Annotated in this window: 13 protein-coding genes; 2 read left to right on the forward strand and 11 right to left on the reverse strand. The window is 39.7% G+C overall.

What is annotated here, in order from left to right; all coding sequences use genetic code 11:
- The first annotated feature begins 25 nt into the window (after positions 1-25).
- The gene (locus tag TR08_RS04295) at positions 26-1501 is read left to right on the forward strand and encodes an alanine/glycine:cation symporter family protein (protein ID WP_045516037.1); all 1476 of its coding nucleotides are present in this window, start codon (positions 26-28) and stop codon (positions 1499-1501) included.
- A 272-nt stretch (positions 1502-1773) separates the two neighbouring features.
- On the opposite strand, the gene TR08_RS04300 is transcribed toward TR08_RS04295, so the two are convergent.
- Positions 1774-2109: a YrdB family protein gene (locus tag TR08_RS04300; RefSeq protein ID WP_052427335.1), complete on the reverse strand. Its 336-nt coding sequence runs from the start codon at positions 2107-2109 to the stop codon at positions 1774-1776.
- Positions 2110-2452: 343 nt separating this feature from the next.
- Here TR08_RS04300 and TR08_RS04305 point away from each other — a divergent pair, with 343 nt between their 5' ends.
- Positions 2453-3250: a Cof-type HAD-IIB family hydrolase gene (locus TR08_RS04305; RefSeq protein WP_045516039.1), complete on the forward strand. Its 798-nt coding sequence runs from the start codon at positions 2453-2455 to the stop codon at positions 3248-3250.
- Between the two features lie 88 nt (positions 3251-3338).
- Here TR08_RS04305 and TR08_RS32370 read toward each other — a convergent pair whose 3' ends face one another.
- The 10 genes from TR08_RS32370 to glyA form a co-directional block, all read right to left on the reverse strand.
- A complete protein-coding gene (locus TR08_RS32370; RefSeq protein WP_193747669.1) occupies positions 3339-3506 on the reverse strand; it encodes a hypothetical protein in 168 nt (55 codons plus the stop codon).
- 97 nt (positions 3507-3603) lie between these two features.
- The gene (purU, locus tag TR08_RS04310; protein WP_045516040.1) at positions 3604-4473 is read right to left on the reverse strand and encodes a formyltetrahydrofolate deformylase; all 870 of its coding nucleotides are present in this window, start codon (positions 4471-4473) and stop codon (positions 3604-3606) included.
- A 38-nt stretch (positions 4474-4511) separates the two neighbouring features.
- Positions 4512-5912 (reverse strand): dihydrolipoyl dehydrogenase, encoded by a 1401-nt coding sequence (lpdA, locus tag TR08_RS04315; RefSeq protein WP_045516042.1) that lies wholly within the window; start codon positions 5910-5912, stop codon positions 4512-4514.
- A 112-nt stretch (positions 5913-6024) separates the two neighbouring features.
- Positions 6025-6330 carry a HesB/IscA family protein gene (locus TR08_RS04320; RefSeq protein WP_045516044.1) on the reverse strand — a complete coding sequence of 102 codons (306 nt, stop codon included), beginning with the start codon at positions 6328-6330 and terminating at the stop codon, positions 6025-6027.
- A 36-nt stretch (positions 6331-6366) separates the two neighbouring features.
- Positions 6367-7245: a lipoyl synthase gene (lipA, locus tag TR08_RS04325; RefSeq protein ID WP_045516046.1), complete on the reverse strand. Its 879-nt coding sequence runs from the start codon at positions 7243-7245 to the stop codon at positions 6367-6369.
- Positions 7246-7362: 117 nt separating this feature from the next.
- Positions 7363-8847 carry an aminomethyl-transferring glycine dehydrogenase subunit GcvPB gene (gene gcvPB / locus TR08_RS04330; RefSeq protein ID WP_045516047.1) on the reverse strand — a complete coding sequence of 495 codons (1485 nt, stop codon included), beginning with the start codon at positions 8845-8847 and terminating at the stop codon, positions 7363-7365.
- A complete protein-coding gene (gene gcvPA / locus TR08_RS04335) occupies positions 8840-10192 on the reverse strand; it encodes an aminomethyl-transferring glycine dehydrogenase subunit GcvPA (RefSeq protein ID WP_045516049.1) in 1353 nt (450 codons plus the stop codon). Before gcvPA ends, gcvPB begins: the two co-directional genes overlap by 8 nt.
- 1 nt (position 10193) lies before the next feature.
- Positions 10194-10589, reverse strand: a complete 396-nt coding sequence (gcvH, locus tag TR08_RS04340) for a glycine cleavage system protein GcvH (protein ID WP_045516051.1) — start codon at positions 10587-10589, stop codon at positions 10194-10196.
- Positions 10590-10713: 124 nt separating this feature from the next.
- Positions 10714-11826: a glycine cleavage system aminomethyltransferase GcvT gene (gene gcvT / locus TR08_RS04345; RefSeq protein ID WP_045516053.1), complete on the reverse strand. Its 1113-nt coding sequence runs from the start codon at positions 11824-11826 to the stop codon at positions 10714-10716.
- A 75-nt stretch (positions 11827-11901) separates the two neighbouring features.
- The gene (gene glyA, locus TR08_RS04350) at positions 11902-13152 is read right to left on the reverse strand and encodes a serine hydroxymethyltransferase (protein ID WP_045516055.1); all 1251 of its coding nucleotides are present in this window, start codon (positions 13150-13152) and stop codon (positions 11902-11904) included.
- Between the last annotated feature and the right edge of the window lie 242 nt (positions 13153-13394).

Genomic DNA, 13394 nt, shown 5'->3' on the forward strand with positions numbered 1-13394 from the left:
TATACATAACAAAGGAGGAATACTTATGGTCGAGCAACTTGTTACTAGCATTAACGGTTATTTATGGAGCGCACCACTCATCATCTTTATTTGTGCAGTAGGGCTGTACTTTAGTGTGCGGACGAGATTTCTACAAATTCGTCATGTAAAAGAAATGATTCGTTTATTATTTTCTGGTAAAAGTTCCAATGAGGGTGTCTCTTCTTTTCAAGCATTGGCTATGTCTTTATCCGGCCGTATTGGAGTCGGGAATATTGCCGGAACGGCAACGGGGATTGCCTTTGGGGGGCCAGGAGCTGTATTTTGGATGTGGGTGATCACATTTATTGGTGCAGCATCTGCTTTTGTTGAGTCCACTCTTGCTCAAATCTATAAAGAAAAGCAAGATGGAGAATATCGAGGCGGTCCTGCCTTCTATATTGAAAAAGGACTTGGGTGGAAATGGTTCGCCGTTATTTTTGCCGTTGCAACTCTCCTCGCTATGGCTGTATTAATGCCAGGTATTCAGGCGAATTCAATTGCTGAGGGCGTAAGCAATGCTTTTGGCATTGAAAGTACGATTACTGGATTAGTAGTTGTTTTACTTATGGGACTTATTATCTTTGGCGGAGTTAAGCGTATTGCGAGAGTTGCGGAATTTCTTGTGCCTTTTATGGCCGCCGGATATTTACTCATTGCTATCGCGATCATTGCGGTTAATATTGACAGAATTCCAGAAGTATTTACTCTTATTTTTAAAAGTGCGTTCGGCGCTGAGGAAATGTTCGGTGGTATTCTCGGTTCAACCATTATGTGGGGTGTAAAACGTGGTCTATATGCGAATGAAGCAGGACAAGGGACAGGTGCTCACCCTGCAGCAGCCGCAGAAGTATCACACCCGGCAAAACAAGGACTAGTCCAAGCATTTTCTATTTATCTAGATGTGTTCTTAATCGTTACAGCGACTGCTTTCATGATTTTATTTACAAATTCCTACAATACAGTAAATGAAAAAACTGGGGAAGTCCTAGTTGAGAATCTTAAAGGAATAGAAACTGGTCCTGCTTACACTCAAGCGGCCGTTGATACCATCCTGCCAGGATTCGGATCAGGATTCATTGCGATAGCTCTATTCTGCTTTGCCTTTACAACGATTTTTGCATATTACTATATTGCAGAAACCAATCTTGCTTATTTAGTACAAGGCAAACACCGAAAATTAGCTATCACTTTGTTAAAATTTATCCTCTTAGGCTCCACTTTCTATGGAGCGGTAAAGGAAGCAGAGCTAGCGTGGGCAATGGGGGACATTGGACTTGGAATCATGGTATGGTTGAACTTGTTTGCAATTCTCTTATTATTCAAACCAGCGAATATCGCTTTAAAGGATTATGAAGAGCAATTGAAACAAGGTAAAGACCCTGAATTTAATTCTACTAAACTAGGTATTAAGAATGCGGAATTCTGGGCTAATGGTTATCAACAAGATGAACAAGATGAAAAAAAACGTGCTGCAAACTAATATTTGATCCATGTGTAAGGATCCGCAACTAGTTGCTTCAATTAGCAAAGGCTGATTCGTGGAGTAAAATAAAAGTGCCTGTCACCACCCCAAGATTTTCGAGGAGATTTCGACAATCTTAGGGTGGTGTCAGAGCACTTAGTTTAATTCCCGCATCGTTTACCTACTCTCAGATGTCACGTTATTCTACGGAAATGCCAGAACCATAGACAATGTAGCCTTTAGATGTAGACTTAATTAAAAGAGACCATAAAAATCAGATGTTCAAATGTTCATTGTTTCCATAGAAAAATCAGCAGGCGATTTATCACTACACAAATTCCATAAATCCATGCAAGCTGTGGTTTCCCTGCAGCATATAGTGCAATGGCAGGTATCCCAAATACAATGATTTCTATGAAAATATGCAATGTTATCGGGACCTCAATCATTGCTTTCGGTGATCCGAATACTCCCCATATCATCGCTAAGAAAATAGGAGCCCCAATTCCTAACACCCACTTCATCATTCCATTACCAGTTTGAAAACCCCAATATCCAACTGCTGCTAAAGCACATAATTCTAATAGGAATCTTACAGCTAAATTAAAATATTGTAGTATCATCATAAAAATCCCCCCTATGCCTTCTCCCATCTAACAGAGTGAAGTTAACCGATAGCCTATAATTTTTTAAAAATAGGACTCTCCAATTTCCTCCCTTACAACAATTATACAATTTTAAAAAACTGAGAATTAATAAGTGTTTGTAAATATATTCTTTAACAAAAAAAAGCTTCTTATTAATTATAGATCTTCTAGGAAAGCCCTCGTTAATGGAATAAAATTTTTATCATACATCGAAACGTTCCTTGCTTCTCATTAAACTTTATTTAATCTGTACACTAAATTTACAAGGCTTTAATATTCAGATGATATGATTGGTTTACCAACGAATGAGGAGGCAGTCAAGATGAATGTGCGTGCAATATTTATTGATATGGATGGTACACTACTAAAAGCGTCAAACACCATTTCCCGCCGAAATATGGAAGCCATTTATAGGCTCATTAATCAAGGAGTCAAAGTTTTTCTGGCTACTGGTCGACACTATGAAGTTACCACTCCCTACCATAAAGAAATTGGATTACGAACTCCTATGATTTGTTTGAACGGTGCCGCTATTCACGATGCAGAGACAGGAAAAGCTATGCAAATGAAAACAGTCAGACTGAATGAAGAACGATTCCATCATCTGACCGCTGAAAATCCTTGTAATGTTATTATCCATACAGCAAATGGGCTTTATTGTAAGGAAACAAATGAAGAAATCGATTATTGGACAAAAGTTGGGCAAATTCCACCAAGGTATATTGGAGATTTAAGACAGGCAAATTATCAAGATGTTCTTAAATATAGTGTTCGAACAGGAGTACCAAGTCCTGAAATATCCGCTTTGTTTAACAAGGAAGCAGAAGTCATCAATTGGAATGACGGGTTTGAACTGCTTGCTCCTAATGTTTCCAAATGGTCTGCCATAAAAAGCTTACTTCGCACATTTCGAATTAGTCCAAATGAAGTCGTAGCCATTGGAGACGGACCCAATGATATAGAAATGCTTCGTCATGTCGGTACTGGTGTGGCAATGGGGAACGCTAGCGAAGAGGTTAAAGCAGCAGCTGATTTTGTTACAGGACACAACGAAAATGATGGATTAGCTGAATTTATAGAACGTTATCTTCTTAAATCATATGAATCATATGTGATTTAGCAGAGCAAAGTGCCAGGCACCTTCCATATTATTGGATGGTGCCTGGCACTTTGTTTTGAAACTGCCCTAACATTTTGATGGTAAGTCTTTATGACCACTTTACTAGTGAATTAAGTAATAAACCCACGGCAAAAAGCATCAGCATGATATGTATGTAGTTTAACGAATTCTTTCGTTTATTTTGAAGAAACATCCATATCCAAAGAATAGCTAAAACGATATGAATAAAGTCCAATACATGTTCATCTCCTGCCATTAGCACCATCTCCTATGATCTTCGTTTACATGTTTTTCCGAAAATCCCCCGATACCAAATGATTATCTAAACAGGGCAATCACCTAATGAAATCAACTCATGCAAATACGATCGTTTTATTACCATGAACAAGTACTTTATCTTCAACATGCCAGGAAACGGCTTCGGCGAGAACTCTCTTTTCCACATGACGTCCCGCAGTCTTTAAATCGGCTACTGTATAGCGATGATTAATACGCTGGACATCTTGTTCAATAATTGGTCCTTCATCAAGATCATTCGTTACATAATGTGCAGTTGCTCCTATTAACTTCACCCCTCGGTTAAACGCTCTTACATAAGGATTTGCCCCAACAAAAGCTGGTAAGAAAGAGTGATGTATGTTAATGATTTGTTTAGGATAATGGGAAATGAAATTAGGTGAAAGAATTTGCATATACCTGGCCAGAACAATAAAATCTACTTTCCCTTTTAACAATTCTAAAACTTTCTGTTCGGCATCTTCTTTCGTTTCTTGAGACAGCGGGATATGATAAAAAGGGATGCCATAACCCTCAACCAATTCTTTTAAGTCAGGATGATTACTAATCACCATAGGGATTTCAACAGGAATTTCATTAGATTTCCACCGCCAAATAAGCTCAGTGAGACAGTGGTCCGCTTTGGAAACAAAGATTGCCATTCGCTTTCTTCTTTCTTTACTGCTCAACTGCCAATCCAAAGCATAATCCCGCGCCATCACATGTAGATCTTTTTCAAGTTTTTCATATGTAGAATCAAATTCTTCCAAATCAAACTCGATCCGCATAAAGAATATACCTGATTGTGGATCTGTTGTATGTTGGTCAAAATGTACTATATTCGCTTTGTGTTCTAATAAAAAATTCGTTACAGTCGAGATAATCCCTGGCTTTTCTGGACAAGAAATTAATAATTTTGCACGGTTCAGCTTTACCTTTTTATTCATTGATCTTCCACCATCCTTAGGTAATGATTTATGTTGTATTATGAATGTATTGCCTTTCCATCTACGGCAAGTGCGGCTTCACCAATTGCTTCAGCCAATGTCGGGTGAGGATGGATCGTATGAGCAATATCCATGGCGGTTGCGTTTAATACACGAGCGAGGCCTGCTTCTGTAATCATATCCGTTACATGCGGACCTACCATATGGGCTCCTAACAGCTTATTAGATCCTTCTTCAACAACCAGTTTGACAAAACCATCTGATTCACCAAAAACCAAAGCCTTTCCGATTGCACGGAATGAAAATTTACCAGTTTTTACTTGATACCCTTTTCCCCTTGCTTCTACTTCTGTGAGCCCAACACTTGCTACTTCTGGGCTGCTGTATACACATTTTGAAACAAGAGTCGAATCAAGTGGTACAGGATTTTTCCCTGCCATATGTTCAATCGCGATCATTCCTTCATGTGAAGCAACATGGGCAAGCTGCAGGCCGCCAATCACATCACCAATGGCGTATATGTTCGGTTCATTCGTTTGATAAAACTCATTTGTTTTAATAAAATCACGATCTAGATCAATCGTAGTATTTTCAAGCCCAATGCCTTCCGTATTTGGTAGTCGCCCTACCGATACTAAAAGTTTATCAGCAGAAAATGGCGTTTCTTTCCCTTTATGCTCCGCCTTAATCGAAACACCCTCACCTTTTTCAAGTGTCTCAGGCAACACCTTTGCACTAGTGACGATTTTTACACCTTTTTTCTTCATTAAACGCTGGATTTCCTTTGATACATCTTGATCTTCTGTTGGTAATATACGATCGGCATATTCAAGTACTGTTACTTGTAATCCGAAGTCCACGAGCATCGATGCCCATTCAATTCCAATCACTCCGCCCCCAACAATGATAATAGATTTTGGAAGCTTCTCCATTTTCAACGCTTCATCCGATGTCATCACATACTTTTCATCTACTTCAAGGCCATGGAGTGTCCTTGGACGAGATCCTGTTGCAATCAAAATATTCCGGGGGCTTAAAATGATTTCACCTTCATGATTGTTCAATTCCACTAAAACATCTTTTGACTGCAAGATGCTTCCTTTCCCTTCATAAACATCGATCTTTCCTTTTTTCATTAAATGTTGGACACCTTTAAATAACCGTTCCGTAATTTCATCTTTCCGAGCCTGTACTTTTGAGAAATCAAGTCCTACTTCTGGAGCAATGACACCATACTTATCTACATTTTTTGTTTGAGCATACACTTCTGCGCTTCTTAATAAAGCCTTACTAGGGATACAACCAGCATGAAGGCAAGTTCCACCGATTTTTCCTTTTTCAATAACCGCCGCTTTTAAACCTAATTGTGAAGCGCGAATGGCAGCAACGTACCCGCCTGTTCCACCGCCGATAATAACAATATCATATTCTTTTGTCATCTTCGTGTCCCCTTTTATAAAAATATGTAATCATATCTATAGGAAAACTTGAATTAATAGTCATAATACAGCTGTAAGCTCCATACATCCAGAGACATCAACCATGCTCCTATTAATCTATTTCAATTGCACATGCACTAGAGACAAAGCTTTCTCCAACTAGAAAACCGTGTTCGTCACTATAATCAATTTGTGTTCCTTCATCTATAAAACGTTTTGTAAAACGATCCAGCCTAATCTGAATCCCATCCATCTCAATGATAGAATCGTTTCGTCTTGGTTCATCAAATACAATTGAAAACTTAACAGTCATACCGCATCCGCCAGCAATTTCGGCGTCAATCCGGGGAGTCTGCTCTCCATTGACCACCATTTCCTTTAGCTTATTCATTGCGGATTCTGTCATTTTTATCATCATAGGATCTCACTCCCCTTATTCACCTATTTTAATTGATTACGCATTCGCTTTTGCTGCATTGACCTGTTCGTCAGCATGATAAGAGGAACGAACGAGCGGACCTGCTTCGCAGTGACTAAAGCCTTTTGACATGGCAATGATCTTTAGTTCTTCAAACTCTTGTGGACTCCAATATTTTTGGACTATTAAATGATGTTTGGTTGGCTGTAAATATTGACCGATGGTCATAATATCTACATGGTTAGCACGAAGATCCTCCATCGTTTCGATAATTTCTTCTTTTGTTTCTCCTAGACCAATCATAATGCTTGATTTTGTTGGAATAGCAGCATTCATTTGTTTTGCGCGTCTTAAAAATTCAAGGGAACGTTCGTATGTTGCACGTGCACGAATTTTCGGTGATAAACGTTTCACTGTCTCAATATTGTGATTTAAAATGTCTGGCCTTGCATCCATTAAAGTTTTTAAGTTGTCAAATTCACCCTTCATATCCGACGGGAGGACTTCAATGCTGCAAAATGGATTGCGGCGTCTTACTGCCCGTACTGTTTCTGCAAAAACCCCAGCTCCACCATCTTTTAAATCATCACGAGCAACAGCGGTAATCACGACATGCTTTAGTCCCATTTTTTCCACTGACTCCGCAACACGTTCTGGCTCATCCCAATCAAGCTCTGTCGGCAGCCCTGTTTGAACCGCACAGAAACGGCATGCACGAGTGCATATACTTCCTAAAATCATAAAGGTTGCGGTTTTGCGTACAGCCCAGCATTCATGAATGTTTGGGCATTTCGCTTCTTCGCAGACAGTATGAAGCTTTTTTTCACGCATCATTTTTTTTAAGCCCGTATACTCTTCATTCGTATTTAATTTTATTTTTAGCCATTCTGGTTTGCGAACATAATCAATCGACATATCTTCCACTCCTATGAACAGTCATGAAGCTTTTGGTTTATTTCAAACCACCAAGAATAACATAGTGAGAAGAAACATTTTCTCTTCATTCCTAGTGGTTTATGTTTAAACTTTGTTTTAAGACATTACGGTTTCTCTATTTACTGCTTTTTCTTTTGTATAACGCAAGATTGGTTGTCTAGCAGCCTGTACTTCATCTAATCGGCCAATTACCGTAGTATGTGGTGCATCTAATACGACAACAGGATTATCTTCAACTTCTTTTGCAATTTGAATCATTACATCCGCAAAAGCATCCAGTGTTTCTTTGGACTCTGTTTCTGTTGGTTCAATCATCAGGCATTCCTCGACATTTAGCGGGAAATAGATAGTAGGTGGATGGTAGCCAAAATCAAGCAGACGTTTGGCCATATCTAGTGTTCTTACACCAAGGCTTTTCTGTCTTGATCCAGATAACACAAATTCATGCTTACAAATTTGCGAATATGGTGCATCAAAATATGGTTCGAGCTTTTTGCGCAGATAATTTGCATGAAGTACTGCACTTTCCGATACTTGACGTAACCCCTCTGCCCCCATTGTGCGAATATAGGTGTAGGCCCGCAATAGAATACCGAAGTTTCCATGATACCCTTTAACACGACCAATAGAAAGCGGTTGGTTAAAGTCGAGCACATATACCTCATTTACTTTCTCAACACGCGGTACTGGTAAAAACGGAATCAATTTCTTTTTCACACCGACTGGACCTGCACCTGGGCCGCCACCGCCATGAGGTGTTGTAAATGTTTTATGAAGATTTAAATGCACGATGTCAAAGCCCATTTGGCCTGGAGTTGTTTTCCCTAAGATGGCATTCGCATTGGCTCCATCATAGTATAGTAAGCCGCCTGCTTCATGAACAACCTTAGCAATTTCTACTATTTCTTTTTCGAATAGGCCGAGAGTATTTGGATTTGTTAGCATCAATGCGGCTGTATTATCATCTACATGCTTCTTTAATTCTCCTAAGTCGACTAACCCATGCTCATTGGATGGAATCGTTATGGTATCAAAGCCGGCAACCGATGCACTTGCAGGGTTTGTTCCGTGTGCGGAGTCCGGAACAAGGACTTTCGTTCTCGCCTCTCCTTTTTGCTTATGGTAGGCCTTGACCATCATTAACCCGGTCCATTCTCCTTGAGCACCTGCTGAAGGCTGTAAAGTCACGGCATCCATTCCTGTGATGGCAGCTAACTCTTCCTGTAATTCATATAAAACCTCTAATGCGCCTTGTACAGTTTCAGTTGGCTGGTATGGATGAATGCGGCTAAACCCTTCCAAACGTGCTACGTCTTCATTTATTTTCGGATTATACTTCATCGTACAAGAACCAAGTGGATAGAAACCATTATCGATCCCATGGTTCTTATTCGAAAGCGCGGTGTAATGTCGAACAAGCTGTAACTCTGATACTTCCGGGAGTTCTGCTGGTAGATCACGAATCAAATGTTTTGGAAGTTTATCATTTATATCAACATGCTCAACGTCACTCGCTGGAAGGCTTGAACCAACACGTCCCTGACGACTGATTTCAAAAATTAAATTATTATAATCAACCATTTACAACTGCCTCCAATACCTCGATAAATTGGTCAATCTCTTCTTTTGTCCGCTGCTCGGTCACTGCTAGTAGCATTTGATTTTCTAAGCCATAATCCGTTCCTAAATCAAACCCACCTATGATACCAGCTTCAAGGAGTTTTGTATTGACTTCCTTTACTGGACGAGGAAGCTTGACAACAAATTCATTAAAGAATGGGGCTTTATTCATAATTGTAAAGCCTTTTTTAGCTAGAGATTTGGCCATGTAATCGGCTTTTTCAAAGTTTAGTTGAGCCATATGACGAATTCCTTGCTTTCCAAGAGCACTCATACAAACCGCAGAAGCAAGTGCATTTAATGCTTGGTTTGAACAAATATTGGATGATGCTTTATCACGGCGAATATGTTGCTCACGTGCTTGCAGGGTTAATACAAATCCACGTTGTCCTTTTTCATCTGTCGTTTGCCCTACAATTCGTCCAGGGATTTTTCGCATAAATTTTTTACTTACCGAAAAATAACCGCAGTGCGGGCCGCCGAAGGACATCGGGATTCCTAATGGCTGCATATCCCCGATCACAATGTCTGCTCCAAGTTTACCAGGAGCCTGTAAGAGTGCTAGTGCCAATGGATTGGCGCTTACAATTAAAAGCGCTCCTTTTGTATCAGCGATATTCTTAATTTCTGCTAGATCCTCAATGGAACCGAAAAAGTTTGGGTATTGAACAATAACAGCAGCAGTGTTTTTATCAATTTGTCCTTGAAGCTTCACTAAGCTTGTCTCATCATCAGTAAGATTGACGTCCTCAACTATATACCCTTGGCCATCTGCTACCGTATTTAAGATGGCACGTGATTCAGGATGAACTGCCTTTGAAACAAGTACTTTGGAACGTCGTGTTGATGCAACAGCAAGTGATGCAGCTTCTGCAAGAGATGTAAAGCCATCGTACATCGAAGAATTGGCGACATCCATTCCTGTCAGTTCACAAACCATGGTTTGAAATTCAAAAATCGCCTGTAATTCACCTTGGCTGATTTCCGGTTGGTATGGTGTATAGGCTGTGTAAAATTCCGACCGTGAAATCATATGATTGACCACACTTGGTATGTAGTGATCATAGGTTCCCGCACCAAGAAAGGTCGGGAAATGATTAGCATTTTTATTTTTAGAAGCAAGCTGATTCATTTTTTTCAAAAGAAGTGATTCAGGGACAGCCTTAGGGATATTTAGCTCTGATTTTAGTTGAATTTCTGCTGGAATATCTTCAAATAACTCATCCATCGAAGAAATTTTTAAAAAAGCGAGCATTTCCTCTTGATCTTGTTTCGTATCAGGGAGGTATCGATAAGTGGAAGTCATTTTATTCCTCTCCTCCATTAATAAATGCTTGGTACTCATCTTCATTTAAAAGTGATTCCAGGTCTTCTGGATTTGACATTTCCACTTCTACTAACCAACCTGCTTCAAATGGATGTTCATTTATCGTCTCAGGGGCATCTCCTAACTCTTCGTTTGCCGAAACAACCTTGCCTGATACAGGAGAGTATAGATCTGAAACTGCTTTTACTGATTCGATGGTTCCCATTGATTCGTTCGCTGTTACTTCATCATCCACCTCTGGGGTTTCAACGAAGACGATATCTCCTAATTGCTTTTGTGCAAAATCAGAAATTCCAATTCGTACGCGATTTCCGTCTAATTGTAATACCCACTCATGTTCTTTGCTATATAGTAAAGTTGCTATTGCTTTTGTCATAATTTATCTTCCTTTCGAATGTAAATTAAAGTTTGATCATCAGGTAATTATTTAAAGTAAATTTGCGTAACAGTCGGCATGCCTATCTCCTTATGCCAGTTAACCCTAGATCTCTATCAATCTATTATCCCTTTTTATAGAAAGGTGTTTTAACCACAACCGCATCAATCTGTTTATTACGGATTTCAACTTTTATTGGTGTTCCCACTTCTGCATGATCTGCTGCAATTAGTGCCAGGCCAATGCTTTTCTTTAAAGATGGTGATTGGGTTCCCGATGTAACTACACCAATAGCCTCTCCACCTTCTGAAACAACTTTATACCCATGACGCGGTATTCCCCGGCCTGTTACTTCAATCCCTACTAATTTTCGTTTTAATCCTGCTTCTTTTTGTGCTGATAGTGCGGATTTACCGATAAAATCACTTTCTTTTTTCGTTTTTACTGCAAAGCCAATTCCAGCTTCAAGGGGACTAATATCACTTAATAACTCTTGACCATAAAGTGCAAGACGTGCTTCTAGACGAAGAGTGTCACGTGCACCAAGTCCACATGGCTTTAAGCCATCATCACTGCCTACTTCTAAAAGCTTTACCCAAAGTGCTTCCGCTTGAGGAGCGGATAAATAAAGCTCAAAACCATCTTCTCCTGTATAACCTGTACGAGATACGAGAACATCTTTAATCTCGTCCAGGTTGACATGTTGAACAAATTTAAATGAGCCAATTTTTGATAAATCTGTTTCCGTTAACTTTTGTAAAACCTCTTCAGCTTTGGGACCTTGGATGGCAATCTGAGCAACGTCATTCGAAATATTTATTAGTGTCATATCTCCTTTTACATACTTCTTCATCCATTCGTAATCTTTTTCAATGTTAGCGGCATTAATGACGAGTAAATATTTTTCATTATCTAATTTGTACACTAATAAATCATCAACCGTTCCGCCGTCTGGATAGCACATTGCGGTATACTGTGCTTGATTGATGCTAAGCTTTGTTACATCGTTCGTGCAAAGGTAGTTGATGTAACTCTCTGCATCTTTTCCTTCTACAAGCACTTCACCCATATGAGAAACATCAAAAAGTCCTGCTTTTGTACGAACCACCTCATGCTCTTCTAAAATGCTGGAAAACTGTACAGGAAGTGCCCAGCCTCCAAAATCAATTACCTTCGCACCAAACTTTCCATAAACTTCAAAAAGTGGTGTTTGCTTTAATTCTGTTGCTATCCCCATTGATAGACCCCCTACTTAATATTTCCTACAAATAATGTCAAAACAACTCTGAAATTCCATCCACATGCCCCTTTCTTACACTGTGATTACCTGTTGAAATAACGGATAGGCACTACAAATCGCTTTGGTTGTTTCTTTTGCTTTCTCAAGAACGACTTTGTCCCCTTTGCTCTTCAGAACAGCTGCGATCACTTCCCCGATTTTCACCATTTCATCCTGCTTCATTCCACGTGTCGTTAAAGCCGCTGTTCCCATGCGGATCCCACTCGTAACAAACGGCTTTTCAGGATCATATGGAATCGTATTTTTATTAACAGTAATACCCGCTTCTTCTAACAATTTTTCTGCTTCTTTTCCAGTTAACTTCCACGGACGTAAATCTAAAAGGACAATATGATTATCTGTTCCACCAGAAACAAGGACTGCACCTTGATTTTTTAATGTTTTTCCTAATGTTGCTGCATTTTCAATGATTTGTTTCGCATAATCCTTAAAGCTTGGATGTAATGCTTCGTTGAATGCAACCGCCTTAGCTGCAATAATATGCATGAGCGGGCCGCCTTGAATCCCTGGGAACACTGATTTATTAATGGCTTTTATCATCTCTTCATCATTTGTTAAAATAATGCCGCCGCGCGGTCCTCGGAGCGTCTTATGCGTTGTGCTCGTTACAACATCTGCATATGGAACCGGTGATGGATGAAGACCAGCTGCAACAAGTCCTGCAATATGCGCCATATCTACCATGAATTTTGCGCCAACTTGATCAGCAATTTGTCTAAATCTTGCAAAATCAATCCTTCTAGGGTAAGCACTTGTACCTGCAATGATCAATTTCGGTTTTTCTTTTTTCGCGATCGCTTCCAGTTCATCATAATCAATTAATTGATTATCTTCTCTCACACCATATGACACTACCTCAAACCATTTTCCTGAAACACTAACAGGACTTCCGTGCGTTAAGTGTCCGCCATGTGAGAGGTTCATCCCCATCACTTTATCACCAGGTTGAAGCAGTGCGAAAAATACAGCAAAATTTGCTTGTGCACCTGAGTGAGGCTGAACATTGGCATATTTAGCACCAAACAGCTGAGTTAGGCGGTCAATTGCAACTTGTTCTGCCACATCGACAAATTCACATCCTCCGTAATAACGCTTCCCTGGATAGCCTTCTGCATATTTATTCGTCATCACACTTCCCATTGCTTCTAAAACATCTTCGCTTACAAAGTTTTCAGATGCGATCAGTTCCAATGTTTGATGCTGACGTTGCTGCTCTTTCCGGATTGCTTCAAAAATAGTTGAATCATTTTGTTGTAAACTCATCCCGTTTCCCCCTTGACTCTTTGTATTAGCTACCTCTATCTCTTTTTACCTCGAAGATTTTATCTGTTTATTCCCAAGATAAAATCTGAAGCGAAACCATACTTTTTTGCACGCAAAAAAGGACAGAAAAGGGTAGCACTAGGCTTTCTTCTACCCTTCTCTGTCCTTTTACCTGAGAGTTTAAGTTCGATTAAGAACCTTCCCCTTTGGTGGCATATAACTGTATACGCGCTCTCCAGAGT

This window comes from Neobacillus niacini, assembly GCF_000759675.1.
Taxonomy (GTDB): domain Bacteria; phylum Bacillota; class Bacilli; order Bacillales; family Cytobacillaceae; genus Neobacillus; species Neobacillus niacini_A.

What these genes read in the sequence shown, in the direction of transcription:
- gcvPA (WP_045516049.1), bottom strand. Translation starts at nt 10,192, where the DNA reads ATGACTTCCACTTATCGATACCTCCCTGATACGAAACAAGATCAAGAG.
- TR08_RS04320 (WP_045516044.1), bottom strand. Translation starts at nt 6,330, where the DNA reads ATGATGATAAAAATGACAGAATCCGCAATGAATAAGCTAAAGGAAATG.
- TR08_RS04295 (WP_045516037.1), top strand. Translation starts at nt 26, where the DNA reads ATGGTCGAGCAACTTGTTACTAGCATTAACGGTTATTTATGGAGCGCA.
- gcvH (WP_045516051.1), bottom strand. Translation starts at nt 10,589, where the DNA reads ATGACAAAAGCAATAGCAACTTTACTATATAGCAAAGAACATGAGTGG.
- TR08_RS32370 (WP_193747669.1), bottom strand. Translation starts at nt 3,506, where the DNA reads ATGGCAGGAGATGAACATGTATTGGACTTTATTCATATCGTTTTAGCT.
- glyA (WP_045516055.1), bottom strand. Translation starts at nt 13,152, where the DNA reads ATGAGTTTACAACAAAATGATTCAACTATTTTTGAAGCAATCCGGAAA.
- lipA (WP_045516046.1), bottom strand. Translation starts at nt 7,245, where the DNA reads ATGTCGATTGATTATGTTCGCAAACCAGAATGGCTAAAAATAAAATTA.
- TR08_RS04305 (WP_045516039.1), top strand. Translation starts at nt 2,453, where the DNA reads ATGAATGTGCGTGCAATATTTATTGATATGGATGGTACACTACTAAAA.
- gcvPB (WP_045516047.1), bottom strand. Translation starts at nt 8,847, where the DNA reads ATGGTTGATTATAATAATTTAATTTTTGAAATCAGTCGTCAGGGACGT.
- purU (WP_045516040.1), bottom strand. Translation starts at nt 4,473, where the DNA reads ATGAATAAAAAGGTAAAGCTGAACCGTGCAAAATTATTAATTTCTTGT.
- TR08_RS04300 (WP_052427335.1), bottom strand. Translation starts at nt 2,109, where the DNA reads ATGATGATACTACAATATTTTAATTTAGCTGTAAGATTCCTATTAGAA.
- gcvT (WP_045516053.1), bottom strand. Translation starts at nt 11,826, where the DNA reads ATGGGGATAGCAACAGAATTAAAGCAAACACCACTTTTTGAAGTTTAT.
- lpdA (WP_045516042.1), bottom strand. Translation starts at nt 5,912, where the DNA reads ATGACAAAAGAATATGATATTGTTATTATCGGCGGTGGAACAGGCGGG.